The organism is Xenorhabdus beddingii (assembly GCF_002127545.1).
Taxonomy (GTDB): Bacteria; Pseudomonadota; Gammaproteobacteria; order Enterobacterales; family Enterobacteriaceae; genus Xenorhabdus; species Xenorhabdus beddingii.
In genome coordinates, this window is the sequence record NZ_MUBK01000033.1 from 1 (window position 1) to 15,388 (window position 15,388).

Genomic DNA, 15,388 nt, shown 5'->3' on the forward strand with positions numbered 1-15,388 from the left:
GCTCGATGTGAAAGGAAACATGTCATGGCTCATACAGGCAGACGGCGATAACCCGGCGCAAATAAAAATGCCGCCAATCCGTGTGCGTTGGGTACGCGGTGAGAACGGAGAAGCAGCATGGGTTATTGATATTCCTTTAGCCACTCAAGGGAATGGGCAAAGAAATATTGATTTTAGTTTCAGAGAGGTACTAATTGTTCAGAATTATTCGCTTGTTATTTGTTGCAAAGGGGTTTATGTATTGTTGCAAATAGGTTGTTTTTTGGAGGTGGTTATGCCTGCTCAAACTCAAATAACTGAAATATTGAAGAAGCGGTTTGAGGCACTAGTAAATCTTCGTGATGAAAACGGCTCTAAAGTATTATTAGAAGGTAATAACAACGGAGTCCCTACACTATTTATCCGAGTTGCAAGGCTGAGTATTCTTTATCAAGCATTGGATATAAATCCAAAAGAAAAAAAAGCATCAATAGAAATGGCGATAATACGAAAATTACGCGCACTTGGCTTTGAAAATGTTCTTTCAACTGAATCTATCTGGCTTCAATCAAATAAAATCACTCAAATAAAGCTTGCCAAAACACGCGGAGAGAAACACGGCGGTAAATACGGAACAGAGCGGATTCTTGTTGGTCATGGCGATTGCCCTATAACGATAGATTCATATAGAGAACTTATACTAGATAAACTTCAAGTTGCACTATGGAGTAAACCTCCACAAGACATGAGTCCTATTGCAGAAATATTAGCAAAAGAGCTAACCCTAAGAAATCAACTGAAAGCTCATTGGACATCTCACTCTTTCCCGATTGAGGGGCCTCAATTTCTTCGCTCGTATCATGCACTTGAAATCCATAGCTCCAACCTTCCTAATTTGAATCCACAGCCTCCAGCTTCTCATCGCCTACTTCCCCAAACACAGTCTCTTATGGATGAACTCAATGAATTCATGATATTCAATGTTCATCCTTCGGGGCAGCAGCAACAAATGCAACAAGCAAGGCTACTGAGTCACAATCAACACTTTCAACGACCGGCTGGGCAATCTGCATCTGGAAGTCAACCCGGCTCTTCTGGGTTCAACCCACAATTTCAACCATCGAATGTATCGACAGGAGATCAACCGGGCACTTCAGGTCTTTCCCGTACTCAAGCTGGCAGCCCAATAAGGCATCAGGGACAACAGCAACACACACAACCAGCCCAAGTCAGCGGAGCCACTAGCTTCCAGAGAACAACTCATCCTCGCCCTGCTCCTTATTTTCCTGCACAACCCCATGTGGACCGATACCCGCAATATTATCCAACTTACCAAGAAGACGATGGTTACCTCCACGTCTACGATCCCAAAACAGGGCGTTTCCCTAAGAGGTCTTAGAGTAAGTGATGAGCCTCAGCCTCTGAGTCCTAGGGGCTCACCCACACTGCGTCCTAACATACTCCTGCAACCCTGGAATTATTTGCTCTGAGGTTGCAGACAGGTCTATGTCAGAATGTTGTTGGTTGAGCCACCGCACGAACCCAGCACATAATTCCCTTTTGCAAATCAGTACGACCCTCGTTTAACCAACGCATATCAATTTGATGATTTCCCGTTTGCACGTTCGTGGTTGCCAGATAATCATAAAGTCGACCCAGTTCTTCCCCTAGCGCCTTAACTTTATTCATACAATCAATTTCGTCTTGGGTTAATTCACGATAGCCGTTGATTTTACGATGTTGGTTTTCCATTGTTTCCTCTGCATTCAGCCTTAACATATTCTTGCAAATATCTTAATTTTGCCCGGTCGTTGATGATACCTTCTCGGATATCGAGAACAGTTGATCCAGTTTCTCCAGTGAGTTCGACGGTGGTTGCATCGCCCACGCTGCCGGAGGTAACGGTTTCAGGCACGGGACAGGTGGCCTTGATGCGCAGCTTGCGACGACCAGCGGCAACATCAGCCCGAAGAGTGTCAATTTCAGATTTGGCATTGGCGAGTACCTGTAGATGTTTTGCATCCATCTCATGCAGCATTTCAATGTGCGTGTTCTGATAGTTGATGGTGTCGATCAGTTGCTGGATTTCGATCGTTTGGCCGTCATTGATGCTGATCTGCTTCTTGTATCCAGCGCGATATAATAATGCTGCGGCTGAGGCAATAATCAGGGTGATAACAGTCGCGTAGATGAAATTGAACTTCATTCATCCAGCCCCAGCACGTTAACTCTGATTCTTGAGCGCGTCGCTCTACCTGACCGTAACAGCCGTTCACCTGAACTCTGATCTGGCGGCAGTCTCTGCCTCCGTCAAATATCCAACGTTTGATTTCGGCACAGGCTCCAGTTTCGTCCCCTGCGTTGCATTTCCGGTAGAACGTAGAAGAAAAACATTTTCCGGGACCAATGTTGTACGGGCAGAAACTGGCAATATCTGCGGCCTGCACGTCAGTCAATGGCTTGTTCTGCTTCTTTGACGTTGAGGTTTTGGCACTGGTTAGGTGTCAATTTCATCCCCTGGCGAACAGGGGAGACGAAGTGAGCGATTTTGAGGATCCTTCAGAAAAAAACAGTGCGTTGGGTGCGCCGGTCTGTTTTCATCACTGTACCTGAAAAGGATTTCTATATAACCCATAGGTGCATAAACTGGTAGATTGAGGGCAGTTGCTATCTCTCTCGGGTGGGTCTTTTCCCCTATTCGATCTATGGCTAGAAAAATGCAGTTAAAAGTGTGAATTCTTGTCCACGGAAGTAATGTGAACACCAAGGTGGCACAAGGAAAAATCAGTATTATTAATGCCTCGAAGCTGCTCAGTAAATCCCGTCGGACGATAGAACGTAAATAAATTTTTCATCCAATAGCAAAAACTTAATACCATTAACTTATATTTTTAGTTATAGTTAATTGAATTGTAAATAATAAAATTTAACTTGATAAATCCTACATGAAAATAGCTATATTACGACGAAATGGGCTTGGTGATCTTATCTGTACCCAGCCATTAATAAAATTTTTACAGAAGGAATATCCAAACTCAGAAATTAATCTATTTATTGATTCAGGTAATACTGAACTGGCTAATTATTTATTCCCTGACATAAATATAATCCTTATCCCCAAAGGAAATAAATACGTATCCATTTTTAAAACCGTGTTAAAATCCCGTCGAGAGAAATTTGATATTGCGATCTCAGCTAAACCAACCCCGATGAAACTGAATAATCTCTTTTTATGGCTGCTCGGTGCTAAAAATCGTTATGCTGTTGTTACAGATAAACACTGGCACTCTAAATTAATCAACCACCCGATGAAGCCAGATCAAGTCATGGGTTATCATCAATCACTAAAAGTATTACGTACATTCTCACCAAACGAGAAAAATCTATCTTCTGATCTGCTTCCGCACATTAGAATGAAAAATAATAGCCAGATTACTGAACATCCCTTTCCTGTGATTTTATTTTCTGTTTCTAACAATAGAAAAAGTAGCCTGCTCAATAATGAGCGCCTTGCTTTAATTTCACATGAAATATGCATTTACTATCCAGGGGCAAAATTTATTATTTCTTCACTTAACAAAAATATTTCTTTAGCTGAGGATCTAAAAGCACGCATTGGCGAAAATAGTGACATTGTCATCTCTGATTCTCTACATTCTTTTTTATCTTTATTAAATAGCATGACATTAATTATTGTAGGTGATGGAGGCATTTGTCATTTAGCGGCTGCGTTACAGAAAAAACTTGTTGCCCTTTATGGTGTGACAAAACCTGAGAACTGGGCTCCACTGGCAACTAAGGATAGATGTATCACTTTATATGATCCAGAAAATGTCAATAATATTGATCTGGATAGAATCTACTCTGCTATTTTTTCTTTACTTGAAAAATGAGATAGCTCCATCAGAATATAATAAACATAGTTATAATTCATGATAAAAATCAACTCCTTTTGAAGTCAAAAATAATAGTTCAATAATTTCAAATAAATATAAACAAAATAAATTTATCTTGAAGAAAAATATCATTTGGTAACATAATCTCTTTTTAAAGAGATCCTCTTTCCATCGGGAAATGAGCTTTTGAGGATAAGGTAATTTTACCTGAGTGTATGTCTTAAACATCAGATAGTGACATCGGGTATGAGTCAAACATTAACTTCTCAATCTGAACGACGGGATAATCCCTGTATAAGCTGTGGTGCTTGTTGTGCTTATTTTCGCGTTTCATTTTACTGGGCAGAAGCCGAAGATGGTGGCGGTACAGTGCCCATCTCTATGACGGAAAAATTAAACGATTTCATGCGGTGCATGAAAGGCACAAATGAACTTCAACCACGATGTATCAATTTGTGCGGTGAAATAGGTCAATCAGTTTCCTGTTCTATTTATGATAAAAGACCTTCCCCGTGTAGAGAATTTACTCAAACTTGGGAAACTGGCGATTATAATGAAAGCTGTGATCGTGCCAGGGCTGCTTACGGTCTTCCTCCCCTGCCGAAACCTCAGACATAGCGGATTATTATGGTCAACAAAAAAGCAACTGATTGATGAGAAATACGATTGGGAAAAGAGTGTTAGATAAGAATTTAGCGGGAAACAAAACTTGAGATGAAGTGGTGGGCGATACCAGATTCGAACTGATGACCCCCTCCTTGTAAGGGAGATGCTCTACCAACTGAGCTAATCGCCCACTTCATACTTTCATACCTAAATGGTGGGTCGTGCAGGATTCGAACCTGCGACCAATTGATTAAAAGTCAACTGCTCTACCGACTGAGCTAACGACCCAACTAGGTAATTCTGTTTTTGATATCTAAATGGTGGGTCGTGCAGGATTCGAACCTGCGACCAATTGATTAAAAGTCAACTGCTCTACCGACTGAGCTAACGACCCAATTAGATAATTCTGGTTTTGATATTTGAATGGTGGGTCGTGCAGGATTCGAACCTGCGACCAATTGATTAAAAGTCAACTGCTCTACCGACTGAGCTAACGACCCATTCTGAATATCAATGTGATATTGCGAAGCAATCTAATGAAGTGGTGGGCGATACCAGATTCGAACTGATGACCCCCTCCTTGTAAGGGAGATGCTCTACCAACTGAGCTAATCGCCCACTTCATGAAAATCACGACTCATGATGACTATAATGACATCTATACCACTGATTTATGATTGGTGGGCGATACCAGATTCGAACTGATGACCCCCTCCTTGTAAGGGAGATGCTCTACCAACTGAGCTAATCGCCCAATCATAAAATCATTTTTATCACGACGAGAAATATGGTGGGCGATACCAGATTCGAACTGATGACCCCCTCCTTGTAAGGGAGATGCTCTACCAACTGAGCTAATCGCCCCGTCGTGATGGAGTCGCATTATAGGGATAGTTCAGGGTGAGTCAACGGTTTTTATTGCTAAAACATTCGTTCGTCGTAAAATTAAACAGAACGAAACAATTATAATCACTTAAGGTTATCATTTAGGCGATGCCTTTTAGCTTTTCTCAATAACCTACCGTAAACGCCATTGAGGAATTGAAGTGCAGTGATAAAATAACCCCCACTATTGTTACTTCAATCATCCAAAACGCTCTCCAAAAAAGAGAAACGTAATTAAGGCAATTCCCGATGAGTAAAATGAAAACCCGTTTTGCACCAAGTCCTACAGGCTATCTCCATGTTGGTGGTGCGCGTACTGCTCTTTATTCCTGGCTATACAGCCGTCACAATAAAGGCGAGTTTGTTCTTCGCATTGAAGATACCGATCTGGAGCGCTCCACTCAAGAAGCCATTGACGCAATTATGGACGGGATGAACTGGTTAAATCTGAATTGGGATGAAGGCCCTTATTATCAGACCAAACGTTTCGACCGTTATAATCAAGTGATTGATGACATGCTGGAGAAAAATACCGCTTACCGCTGCTATTGTTCTAAAGAGCGTTTGGAGCAATTACGTGAAACTCAGATGGCAAACGGTGAAAAACCACGTTATGACGGCCGTTGCCGTGATAGTGAATGCCAACACCATGATGAACTGCATCACGATGAACCTCATGTTGTTCGTTTCCGCAACCCGCAGGAAGGTTCCGTCATTTTCAATGACAGCATCCGTGGTTCGATTGAATTCAGCAATCAGGAACTGGATGATTTGATCATTCGCCGTACCGACGGCTCACCAACTTATAACTTCTGTGTTGTGATCGATGACTGGGATATGGAAATCACCCATGTTATTCGTGGAGAAGACCACATCAACAATACGCCACGTCAGATTAATATCCTGAAAGCTCTCGGTGCACCGGTTCCTGAATATGCCCACGTTTCGATGATCCTGGGTGACGATGGCAAAAAATTGTCCAAACGTCACGGTGCCGTCAGCGTAATGCAGTACCGCGATGATGGTTATCTGCCAGAAGCACTGTTGAATTATCTGGTTCGTCTGGGCTGGTCACATGGTGATCAGGAAATTTTCAGCGTTGAAGAAATGACTGAGCTGTTTAGCCTTGATGCTATCAGCAAATCAGCCAGTGCCTTCAATACTGAAAAGTTGCAATGGTTGAACCATCATTACATCAATACCCTGCCGGCTGAAAAAGTGGCAGTGCATTTAGCCTGGCATATTGAACAGCAAGGTATTGATACTCGTACTGGTCCGGAACTGGTTGATTTGATTAAATTGCTGGGTGAACGCTGCAAGACGCTGAAAGAGATGGCTGGCTCCTGCCGTTACTTCTATGAAGAATTTGCTGAGTTTGATGCAGATGCAGCGAAAAAACACTTGCGCCCTGTTGCTCGTCAACCATTGGAAGTGGCTCGTGCAAAACTGGCAGCCATTACCGAATGGACACCCGAAAATATCCATCACGCCATTCAGGCAACGGCTGATGAATTGGAAGTTGGTATGGGTAAAGTGGGAATGCCACTGCGTGTTGCCGTAACAGGTGCAGGCCAATCACCCAGTGTTGATGTGACCATTTATGCCATCAATCAAGCGCGTTCTCTGTCTCGTATTGATCAGGCTCTGGCTTATATCGCCCAGCGTGAGGCGCAATAAGTCGTCGTTTAGCTGACGTAGATAACGTTACGTAGATATGACGTGAACAATAAAGGTACTCAATTTAATTGCAGTGCCTTTATTTTTTGCTATCAAAATGGGTCATTGGTGGCTTTTTCAGCGCTTACACCGGGAATATTAATGAATCCATTGACAGAATTCTCTGGGTCTCATATGATTCGCCCCGTTCCACAGGATTTTGATTTGGGGCTATAGCTCAGCTGGGAGAGCGCTTGCATGGCATGCAAGAGGTCAGCGGTTCGATCCCGCTTAGCTCCACCAAATACTTACTCTTTCATCTTGAACAGTAAGATTTGGAATTCAAAACCTGAACCACATTTGTGGGGCTATAGCTCAGCTGGGAGAGCGCTTGCATGGCATGCAAGAGGTCAGCGGTTCGATCCCGCTTAGCTCCACCAAAATTCTAAATCCCTGAAGACGCAAGTTTTCAGGGATTTTTCTTATCTGTCTGTACTTACCATCTCCGTACCACCATGCCTGTAGCTACCCTATCCGCACTCATCAATCGCGTAAAAAGCACCAGTGGTAATCAGGTAAGATATTAATTCGACTCAACAAGTGATAAAGAAACTCATATCACTCAAGCAACAATAACGGGGACAAAAACTTTCACAGAAAAAGGTGAGCGTTTCTTTAACTATTAGGTTTTTTCAATGGCTTTACCAGCGAATCCAAACCTTCAATTTTTATCGCAAGGGTCATTGCCATCAATTCACCCAGTTCTCCCTGCGGGAACTCTCCCTTACGGGAAAACCACAATAAATACTCTTCCGGCAAATCAATCAGCATCCGCCCCTTATATTTACCAAATGGCATGGCGGTGTTGGCTATCTCCAGCAAATTTTCTTTGTTCATTATGTCAGCCCCGTTAGTTTGTCATGAAAAATGCTCTATAAAAAAGTGGCATCTGCCAAGACGCCACTTTCGGTTGTTCTTATCAAATCCAACAATGGAATAAATCAGAGACTCAAAATCAGTCCAGTAATTGCTGCGGACAGGAAACTCACCAACGTTGACCCGAACAGCAGTTTCAGGCCAAAACGTGCCACTGTATTCCCCTGTTTTTCATTGAGTCCTTTAATGGCACCGGCAACAATCCCAATGGATGAGAAGTTAGCAAAGGAAACCAAAAATACGGACAGAATACCTTTTGAACGCTCACTCAATTGGGCTGCAATTTCTTGCAGGCTCTGCATCGCCACAAATTCGTTGGAAACCAGCTTAGTCGCCATGATACTGCCCACTTTCAATGCTTCATCGCTTGGGATACCAATGATCCATGCCAACGGATAGAACACATACCCCAAACACTCTTGGAAAGTAATACCAAATATCAGATGGAAAACAGCGTTGATACCCGCAATCAAGGCAATAAAGCCAATCAGCATCGCAGAGACAATCAAAGCAACTTTGAAGCCCGCCAGAATATATTCACCCAGCATCTCAAAGAAACTTTGCCCCTCGTGGAGGTTGCTCATGTGAATTTCTTCTTCACTCTCAACAGAATAAGGGTTGATGAGCGACAGGATAATAAAGGTACTGAACATATTGAGCACCAGCGCCGCCACAACGTATTTTGCATCCAGCATTGTCATGTAAGCACCTACGATAGACATTGATACCGTAGACATTGCCGTTGCTGCCATCGTATACATCCGACGCTCAGACATTTTGCCCAACACATCTTTGTAAGCAATGAAGTTCTCTGATTGTCCCAGAATCAACGAACTCACCGCATTAAAAGATTCCAGTTTGCCCATGCCATTGATTTTAGACAGTACTGAGCCTATCGCACGAATGATAATGGGCAATATTTTGAAGTGTTGCAAAATACCGATCAGGGCAGAGATGAAAATGATAGGGCACAATACATTCAGGAAGAAAAACGCTAACTTCGCGTCCATCATGCCACCAAAAACAAAGCTGGTGCCTTTTGCTGCATAGGACAGTAAATGGACAAATAAATTGTCAAATCCCTTAACTATTCCCAAGCCAGCGTCAGAATTCAGGAAGAACCATGCCAGAAAGAGTTCGATTATAATCAACTGAATAATATAGCGAAACCGAATATCCTTTCGACTATTACTCGCGAAAATCGCCAGGCCACCAATCACGGCCAATGCGAGGAAAAAATGAAAAATATGGGACATAAAATGAACTCCGAATACCATGCTGAGCAAATTTATAACTGTACTATTATGTAACGTATAATAGTAAATTTTGATGATTATCACACTAATTTACTATCTAAGCGGCGACAAAATTCTATTTAGCCAACCCGATCACACTTTCCCGGTCATGCTTTTAAGTGGAGCACGTATTATTCAGCCAATAAACGGAGCATTTCCTCTTCATCAATAACAGGAATGCCCAATTCATTGGCTTTCGCTAATTTAGAACCCGCCGCTTCACCTGCAATAACCAGCTCGGTTTTCTTCGAAACACTTCCTGTTACTTTTGCACCTAAGGCTATCAACTTATCTTTGGCTTCATCTCTGGAGAGACGGCTTAATGAACCCGTCAATACAACGGTTTTACCGGCAAATGGACTGTCAATTTCAGCAGAATCCGGGCGTTCGGCAGATTCCCAATGGATGCCACTATTGTTGACCAAATCGTCAATCACCTCTTGATTGTGCGGTTCATTGAAGAAATTCACCACGTGGCTGGCAACAATCCCTCCGACATCCTGCACCGCAATCAGTGCTTCAATATCTGCGGCACGCAGTTTTTCCAGTGTGCCAAAATGAGAAACCAGATTGGCTGCAGTCGCTTCACCAACTTCACGAATGCCCAAGGAATAGATAAAACGAGCAAAGGTCGTCTTCTTGGCTTTTTCCAAGGCATTAATAACATTTTGCGCAGACTTAGGCCCCATGCGCTCAAGCCCCGTCAATATTCCGGCCGTCAGGCGAAAAAGATCGGCGGGAGTTTTGACATACTCCTTATCGACGAGCTGCTCAATGATTTTTTCACCCATGCCATCAACATCCATGGCTCGACGGGAAACGAAATGTTTCAACGCTTCTTTGCGTTGCGCTCCACAGAACAATCCCCCGGTACAACGCGCCACGGCCTCCCCTTCGACACGCTCAATATCTGAACCACAAACCGGACAATGTTCGGGAAAGATCACGGCCTGACTGTCCGTCGGTCTGCTCTGATGAACAACACCCACGACTTGTGGAATAACATCTCCTGCCCGGCGGATCACCACCGTATCGCCAATACGCAGACCCAAACGCTCTATTTCATCCGCATTGTGCAGTGTGGCATTACTGACTGTCACACCCGCCACTAACACCGGTTCCAAACGTGCAACCGGTGTAATCGCACCGGTACGCCCTACTTGAAACTCAACATCACGCACGAGGGTCATCTGTTCTTGGGCCGGAAATTTGAAAGCGGTCGCCCAACGCGGTGCTCTGGCAACAAATCCCAGGGTTTCCTGCAATTCAAGGGCATCAACTTTCACGACAACGCCATCAATATCAAAACCCAGAGCCGGACGCTGACTTTCAATGCTATGGTAAAAATCCATCACTTGTTGAGTGCCCTGACACAATGTGATTTTGTCACTGACAGGCAATCCCCACTGTTTGAACTGCATCAAACGTTCATAGTGGCTTGCCGGCAATTCCCCACCTTCCAGAACCCCGACACCATAACAATAGAAAGTGAGTGGACGTTTGGCCGTAATGCGTGGATCAAGCTGGCGCAAAGATCCCGCCGCCGCATTGCGGGGATTAGCGAATACTTTATTACCTGTGCGACGGGCTTCTGCGTTAAGATTTTCGAACCCGGCCTGTTTCATGAACACTTCACCACGAATTTCAACACGGGCAGGAATATGATCTCCGGTCAGGCGCAAGGGAATGGCATGAATGGTACGCACATTGGCAGTGATGTTCTCTCCCGTGGTTCCATCTCCACGAGTCGCGGCCTGTACCAATTCCCCATTTTCATAGAGTAAGCTGACAGCCAGACCATCAAGTTTCAGCTCGCAGCAAAAGACCAAATCCCGGCTGTTTTTCAGACGATCACGAACACGCTTGTCAAACGCCAGATAACTCTCTTCATCAAATACGTTATCCAAAGACAGCATTGGGATCTCATGGCGCACCTGCTCAAACGCAGTTAACGGGGCGGCACCAACACGTTGTGTGGGAGAATCAGCGGTAATCAGCTCGGGATGCTGCTCCTCCAAGGCTTTTAATTCCCGCATCAGACGATCATATTCGGCATCAGGGATCTCTGGCGCATCCATAACATGGTACAAATGTTCATGATGACGCAATGTTGTTCTTAGTTTGTTGATTTTTTGGGTAATATTTTTCATGACTTCTCACCAGAGATGAAAAACCCCCGCATAGCGGGGGTCTGATACTAATAAAGAGGGGTTTATTCACCGACATTAAGCGTATTGCGGATACGTGACTTATAAAGTTCTATCATCTGTGGTGTCAGCATCTTGCGTTCACCATCCAGCACTACGCCTCCCACATCGGCGGCTATGCGTTGCGCTGCCTGCAACATCAACTTAAAATTCTGATTGGAATCACCATATGAAGGCACAAGCATAAATATGGAGACACCGGGAGTCGTAAAATCGGCCATTCGATCAGGGTCAAACGAACCGGGTTTTACCATATTGGCCAAACTGAACAATACCGCACCGCTGCCTGACGGATTCAAGTGACGATGAAAGATATTCATGTCACCGAAGCGGAAACCTGCCTGCAAAATGCTTTGAAATAACACTTCACCATTCAGTTCCTGCCCATGATGAGCGGCAACATGCAGCACCAGCACGGTCTCTCTTTTGGCTTGCCCGGATTCAGCCGACGCTTCATTTTTTGCTGCTTGTGGCTGTTCAACCGGCTCTTCTCCGACAATCCCAGCGGCCGACCCTGCGGCTGCAGTGCCTTGCTGTTCAACCGGATCGAACAACCCAAGCTGAGGCTCTTCCAGTTGCTCACCGGCAACCTTAACTTCTGCTGCTGACGTGTCAGACTGACGCCCTGCAAGTAAAGGATCAGAGCCATCATCAGGCATGGCCATTGATGACTCCGGCACACGACGTTCGATAACAGGCTCCGCACGATGTTCAGTATGCGGTTTTACCGGCTCCTGAGCATGTGATTTTGGCATATTATCAAGCAGTTCGTCGCCATCATTATCCCCCAGCTCTTCCTGTCGCTCCTGTTTATGACGTTTAACTGGGCGATCACGAAAGAGTGATGAACGCTCTTTACGGCTGGTCCACAACCCATGTAATAGCAAAGCTATTATGGCTATCGCACCAACAACGATTAATATCAGACGCAAATCCTGCATCATTGCTATCTCTGTTGTTTAAATTAATTGCCACTACGGCGGAATATTCTTTAGATAAGAGTATTTGTCAAATAAGACAAGTGCAAGTCTCTACCTACTTTTCTTACCATAAAGAGAGATATCCGCTGTTTTTTCGGATGTTTTTTACACACAAAAGGACTGGTCAGTCGAAAATCCTGCCTATATCATACCGTCTCAATCATCTAGGAGAGAATAAGAAAATATGACGAATTCAACAAAATTGCCAAAACATCTCGGGGGAATTCATTATATTGCGCAAGGCTGGCGGCTGATAACCCGCTCTGGCATTAAGAGATTCGTTTTATTACCCTTATTGGCCAATATCTTATTGCTGGGGGGTTCATTTTGGTGGCTATATCAGAAGCTGGATAGCTGGATACAATGGACTCTCGATAAAATACCAAACTGGATGCAGTGGTTAAGTTTTTTGATCTGGCCGCTGGCAGTTATTTCTATCTTATTGATATTTACTTATTTCTTTAGCACCTTGGCTAATTTTATCGCTTCACCGTTCAATGGCTTGCTGGCCGAAAAACTGGAAGCCGACCTGACAGGCATACCGGCACCGGATACTGGCATTATCGGCTTACTCAAAGACACTCCCCGCATTTTAAAGCGTGAATTGGTGAAAATTCTTTACTATATTCCGCGCGCGCTGGTTCTATTGTTGCTTTATTTTATCCCCGGGATCGGCCAAACCATCGCGCCCGTCCTTTGGTTTATTTTCAGCGCGTGGATGCTGTTGATCCAATACTGTGATTATCCGTTTGATAATCATAAAGTCAGTTTTTCCGCCATGCGCAGCACGTTGCGACAAGACAAAATTGACAACCTGCAATTTGGTGCTGCGGTAAGCATACTGACCATGATCCCTATCGTGAATTTGTTTATTATGCCCGTCGCGGTCTGTGGCGCTACGGCTATGTGGGTTGATCGTTATCGCGCCCAACACGCCCTGAATCACAGACCACCAAACTAAGATGATTTAACCCTGCCTCTACTTGCAACGACTCACTCTTACGGCAAATACCCTGACACATGGCGAATATGTCAGGGTTACCCTGCCATCATTTTCATCGTTGCCTTGTCTTCCGCAGAATTAACTCTTTTTAGCCTAAAAATGATACACAATCATACCCAGCATAAATAACCTAAACAATATAAAATGGTCATCTAATATTCTTTTATATAATAAGGATAGATTGAAACTTTATTTCCATAAACGGGATGTTAGCGTATGGTTAATCAGTATTTGACGGTATTTTAAGGGCAATCGAACAATGAGCAAAATTTATGAAGACAATTCGTTAACTATTGGCCACACTCCGCTGGTACGCTTAAAAAATTTCGCTGATGGCCGCATCTTAGCGAAGGTAGAATCCCGTAATCCCAGCTTCAGTGTAAAATGCCGCATTGGTGCCAATATGATTTGGGATGCAGAAAAACGCGGCATCTTAACCAAAGATAAAGAACTTATTGAACCGACCAGTGGCAATACCGGGATTGCACTTGCTTATGTTGCAGCGGCTCGTGGTTATAAACTGACATTAACCATGCCGGAAACCATGAGTCTTGAGCGCCGTAAGTTGCTGAAAGTACTGGGCGCCAATCTGGTGCTGACTGAAGGTGCGAAAGGCATGAAAGGTGCCATTGAAAAAGCCAACGAAATCCATGACAGCGATCCCGGCCGTTATGTTCTCCTGCAACAATTCAGCAATCCCGCCAACCCTGAGATCCACGAAAAAACCACCGGCCCTGAAATTTGGGAAGATACCGACGGCAATGTGGATGTTTTCGTTGCGGGTGTCGGAACCGGCGGTACTATCACCGGCGTTGCCCGATACTTAAAAAATACGCGTGGCAAACCGGTGACTATCGTGGCAGTGGAACCGGAAGATTCACCTGTTATCAGTCAAAAATTGGCCGGCGAAGAACTTAAACCAGGCCCCCATAAAATTCAGGGGATCGGCGCGGGTTTCATTCCTGATAACTTAGATTTAACATTAGTTGACCGTGTGTTTAAAATCAGCAATGAAGATGCAATTCAAATAGCGCGCGAAGTGACTGAAAAAGAAGGAATTCTTGCCGGAATTTCTTCAGGTGCTGCGGTTGCGGCGGCGCTCCGGTTATCGCAAGAAGATGAATACAAAGACAAAAATATTGTGGTGATTTTACCTTCTTCCGCTGAACGTTATCTCAGTACGGCACTGTTTGCCGATTTACCCGGTGATTGAAAATCACTCAGTCGTATTTTCCATTATATTGACAAAAAGGCACCTTGAGGGTGCTTTTTTGTGCATCAGATCAAAGTTTAAAACTTTCCTAGATGATTTATTTAAGTAGCTTTAGTATTTAACCAGTAATTATTTTGATGCACGAAATTAATCGCCGAAAAAGCACCGAAGAGGTTATTCCATTCAGCTATGACGCGACTGGCGTGTATTAACACCAACTCAACAATTGAATGCATCAAGTGTGTTAATTTTTTGATAATGATTTAATACAGTTCAACAAATTTCAAGTTGTATGCAACTGAATCACAGCTTGAAGGGTGAAGGGAAGGTTCTTTATTTCATTATCAATTTAACGGTTGTACAAGCCAAAGCGGATTCAATTACACTAACTTTAGAATTCTCTTGGCTGTTCAACACATATTTAAGTTATTGAGGAAATACTATGTTCCAGCAAGAAGTTACTATTACTGCACCAAACGGCCTCCATACTCGTCCTGCTGCACAGTTCGTCAAAGAAGCAAAAGGCTTTTCTTCTGACATTACCCTGACTTCTGGAGGCAAGTCTGCCAGCGCGAAAAGCCTGTTTAAACTACAAACGCTGGGATTGACTCAAGGTACAGTCGTAACCATTGCTGCTGAAGGCGAAGATGCACAACAGGCTGTTGAGCATTTAGTTAAGCTGATGGGTGAATTGGAATAATCATCCGCTTATCAAACCCATTTATTTCATGC

The 15,388-nt window shown here is 43.9% G+C and carries 13 protein-coding genes, 9 tRNA genes and 1 pseudogene; 9 read left to right on the forward strand and 14 right to left on the reverse strand.

Annotated elements, in window-relative coordinates; translation table 11 throughout:
* Positions 1 to 1,378 (forward strand): hypothetical protein (locus tag Xbed_RS15995; protein ID WP_208612260.1); only part of this gene is annotated, 1,378 nt, incomplete at its 5' end.
* 110 nt (positions 1,379 to 1,488) lie between these two features.
* Here the strand turns inward: Xbed_RS15995 and Xbed_RS16000 are convergent.
* From Xbed_RS16000 to Xbed_RS16010, 3 genes and pseudogenes are all read right to left on the reverse strand, one after another.
* Positions 1,489 to 1,731, reverse strand: coding sequence for an Acb2/Tad1 domain-containing protein (locus tag Xbed_RS16000; RefSeq protein WP_086113891.1), 243 nt, complete (start codon positions 1,729 to 1,731; stop codon positions 1,489 to 1,491).
* A complete protein-coding gene (locus Xbed_RS16005; RefSeq protein WP_086113892.1) occupies positions 1,712 to 2,185 on the reverse strand; it encodes a lysis protein in 474 nt (157 codons plus the stop codon). The genes Xbed_RS16000 and Xbed_RS16005 overlap by 20 nt, the downstream gene beginning before the upstream one ends.
* A 7-nt stretch (positions 2,186 to 2,192) precedes the next feature.
* Positions 2,193 to 2,508 (reverse strand): annotated as a pseudogene (locus Xbed_RS16010) (glycoside hydrolase family protein); the annotation flags it as partial.
* A gap of 416 nt (positions 2,509 to 2,924) precedes the next feature.
* Here Xbed_RS16010 and Xbed_RS16015 point away from each other — a divergent pair.
* A complete protein-coding gene (locus Xbed_RS16015) occupies positions 2,925 to 3,872 on the forward strand; it encodes a glycosyltransferase family 9 protein (RefSeq protein WP_086113893.1) in 948 nt (315 codons plus the stop codon).
* Positions 3,873 to 4,121: 249 nt separating this feature from the next.
* Complete coding sequence (locus Xbed_RS16020) at positions 4,122 to 4,493, forward strand: YkgJ family cysteine cluster protein (protein ID WP_086113894.1); 372 nt, start codon at positions 4,122 to 4,124, stop codon at positions 4,491 to 4,493.
* 102 nt (positions 4,494 to 4,595) lie between these two features.
* Here the strand turns inward: Xbed_RS16020 and Xbed_RS16025 are convergent.
* The 7 genes from Xbed_RS16025 to Xbed_RS16055 all read right to left on the reverse strand — a co-directional run bounded on the left by Xbed_RS16025 (position 4,596) and on the right by Xbed_RS16055 (position 5,345).
* Positions 4,596 to 4,671: transfer RNA gene (locus tag Xbed_RS16025), tRNA-Val, on the reverse strand.
* Positions 4,672 to 4,693: 22 nt separating this feature from the next.
* Positions 4,694 to 4,769 (reverse strand) — tRNA-Lys (locus Xbed_RS16030).
* A gap of 30 nt (positions 4,770 to 4,799) precedes the next feature.
* Positions 4,800 to 4,875, reverse strand: a tRNA-Lys gene (locus Xbed_RS16035).
* 30 nt (positions 4,876 to 4,905) lie between these two features.
* Positions 4,906 to 4,981, reverse strand: a tRNA-Lys gene (locus tag Xbed_RS16040).
* 42 nt (positions 4,982 to 5,023) lie between these two features.
* Positions 5,024 to 5,099: transfer RNA gene (locus Xbed_RS16045), tRNA-Val, on the reverse strand.
* A 60-nt stretch (positions 5,100 to 5,159) separates the two neighbouring features.
* A tRNA-Val gene (locus Xbed_RS16050) sits at positions 5,160 to 5,235 on the reverse strand.
* A 34-nt stretch (positions 5,236 to 5,269) separates the two neighbouring features.
* A tRNA-Val gene (locus Xbed_RS16055) sits at positions 5,270 to 5,345 on the reverse strand.
* A 270-nt stretch (positions 5,346 to 5,615) separates the two neighbouring features.
* Here Xbed_RS16055 and gltX point away from each other — a divergent pair.
* The 3 genes from gltX (at position 5,616) to Xbed_RS16070 (ending at position 7,462) form a co-directional block, all read left to right on the forward strand.
* Positions 5,616 to 7,043 carry a glutamate--tRNA ligase gene (gene gltX / locus Xbed_RS16060; protein WP_086113895.1) on the forward strand — a complete coding sequence of 476 codons (1,428 nt, stop codon included), beginning with the start codon at positions 5,616 to 5,618 and terminating at the stop codon, positions 7,041 to 7,043.
* Between the two features lie 206 nt (positions 7,044 to 7,249).
* Positions 7,250 to 7,325, forward strand: a tRNA-Ala gene (locus Xbed_RS16065).
* Positions 7,326 to 7,386: 61 nt separating this feature from the next.
* Positions 7,387 to 7,462 (forward strand) — tRNA-Ala (locus Xbed_RS16070).
* Positions 7,463 to 7,697: 235 nt separating this feature from the next.
* Here the strand turns inward: Xbed_RS16070 and Xbed_RS16075 are convergent.
* The 4 genes from Xbed_RS16075 to zipA all read right to left on the reverse strand — a co-directional run bounded on the left by Xbed_RS16075 (position 7,698) and on the right by zipA (position 12,404).
* Complete coding sequence (locus tag Xbed_RS16075) at positions 7,698 to 7,919, reverse strand: DUF3820 family protein (RefSeq protein ID WP_086113896.1); 222 nt, start codon at positions 7,917 to 7,919, stop codon at positions 7,698 to 7,700.
* Positions 7,920 to 8,023: 104 nt separating this feature from the next.
* Positions 8,024 to 9,214, reverse strand: a complete 1,191-nt coding sequence (locus Xbed_RS16080) for a NupC/NupG family nucleoside CNT transporter (protein ID WP_086113897.1) — start codon at positions 9,212 to 9,214, stop codon at positions 8,024 to 8,026.
* A 170-nt stretch (positions 9,215 to 9,384) separates the two neighbouring features.
* Positions 9,385 to 11,403, reverse strand: a complete 2,019-nt coding sequence (gene ligA / locus Xbed_RS16085; protein ID WP_086113898.1) for an NAD-dependent DNA ligase LigA — start codon at positions 11,401 to 11,403, stop codon at positions 9,385 to 9,387.
* Between the two features lie 62 nt (positions 11,404 to 11,465).
* Positions 11,466 to 12,404: a cell division protein ZipA gene (gene zipA, locus Xbed_RS16090; RefSeq protein ID WP_086113899.1), complete on the reverse strand. Its 939-nt coding sequence runs from the start codon at positions 12,402 to 12,404 to the stop codon at positions 11,466 to 11,468.
* A gap of 220 nt (positions 12,405 to 12,624) precedes the next feature.
* Here zipA and cysZ point away from each other — a divergent pair, with 220 nt between their 5' ends.
* The 3 genes from cysZ to ptsH all read left to right on the forward strand — a co-directional run bounded on the left by cysZ (position 12,625) and on the right by ptsH (position 15,356).
* Complete coding sequence (cysZ, locus tag Xbed_RS16095) at positions 12,625 to 13,401, forward strand: sulfate transporter CysZ (protein WP_086113900.1); 777 nt, start codon at positions 12,625 to 12,627, stop codon at positions 13,399 to 13,401.
* 301 nt (positions 13,402 to 13,702) lie between these two features.
* On the forward strand, positions 13,703 to 14,656 hold the full coding sequence (gene cysK, locus Xbed_RS16100; protein WP_086113901.1) for a cysteine synthase A: 954 nt from the start codon (positions 13,703 to 13,705) through the stop codon (positions 14,654 to 14,656).
* Positions 14,657 to 15,098: 442 nt separating this feature from the next.
* Positions 15,099 to 15,356, forward strand: a complete 258-nt coding sequence (ptsH, locus tag Xbed_RS16105) for a phosphocarrier protein Hpr (RefSeq protein WP_086113902.1) — start codon at positions 15,099 to 15,101, stop codon at positions 15,354 to 15,356.
* Positions 15,357 to 15,388: the final 32 nt, after the last annotated feature.

Coding starts and splice junctions, on each gene's coding strand:
- Xbed_RS16005 (WP_086113892.1), bottom strand. CDS start 2,185: ATGAAGTTCAATTTCATCTACGCGACTGTTATCACCCTGATTATTGCC.
- ligA (WP_086113898.1), bottom strand. CDS start 11,403: ATGAAAAATATTACCCAAAAAATCAACAAACTAAGAACAACATTGCGT.
- cysK (WP_086113901.1), top strand. CDS start 13,703: ATGAGCAAAATTTATGAAGACAATTCGTTAACTATTGGCCACACTCCG.
- Xbed_RS16075 (WP_086113896.1), bottom strand. CDS start 7,919: ATGAACAAAGAAAATTTGCTGGAGATAGCCAACACCGCCATGCCATTT.
- Xbed_RS16080 (WP_086113897.1), bottom strand. CDS start 9,214: ATGTCCCATATTTTTCATTTTTTCCTCGCATTGGCCGTGATTGGTGGC.
- Xbed_RS16015 (WP_086113893.1), top strand. CDS start 2,925: ATGAAAATAGCTATATTACGACGAAATGGGCTTGGTGATCTTATCTGT.
- Xbed_RS16020 (WP_086113894.1), top strand. CDS start 4,122: ATGAGTCAAACATTAACTTCTCAATCTGAACGACGGGATAATCCCTGT.
- zipA (WP_086113899.1), bottom strand. CDS start 12,404: ATGATGCAGGATTTGCGTCTGATATTAATCGTTGTTGGTGCGATAGCC.
- ptsH (WP_086113902.1), top strand. CDS start 15,099: ATGTTCCAGCAAGAAGTTACTATTACTGCACCAAACGGCCTCCATACT.
- Xbed_RS16000 (WP_086113891.1), bottom strand. CDS start 1,731: ATGGAAAACCAACATCGTAAAATCAACGGCTATCGTGAATTAACCCAA.
- cysZ (WP_086113900.1), top strand. CDS start 12,625: ATGACGAATTCAACAAAATTGCCAAAACATCTCGGGGGAATTCATTAT.
- gltX (WP_086113895.1), top strand. CDS start 5,616: ATGAGTAAAATGAAAACCCGTTTTGCACCAAGTCCTACAGGCTATCTC.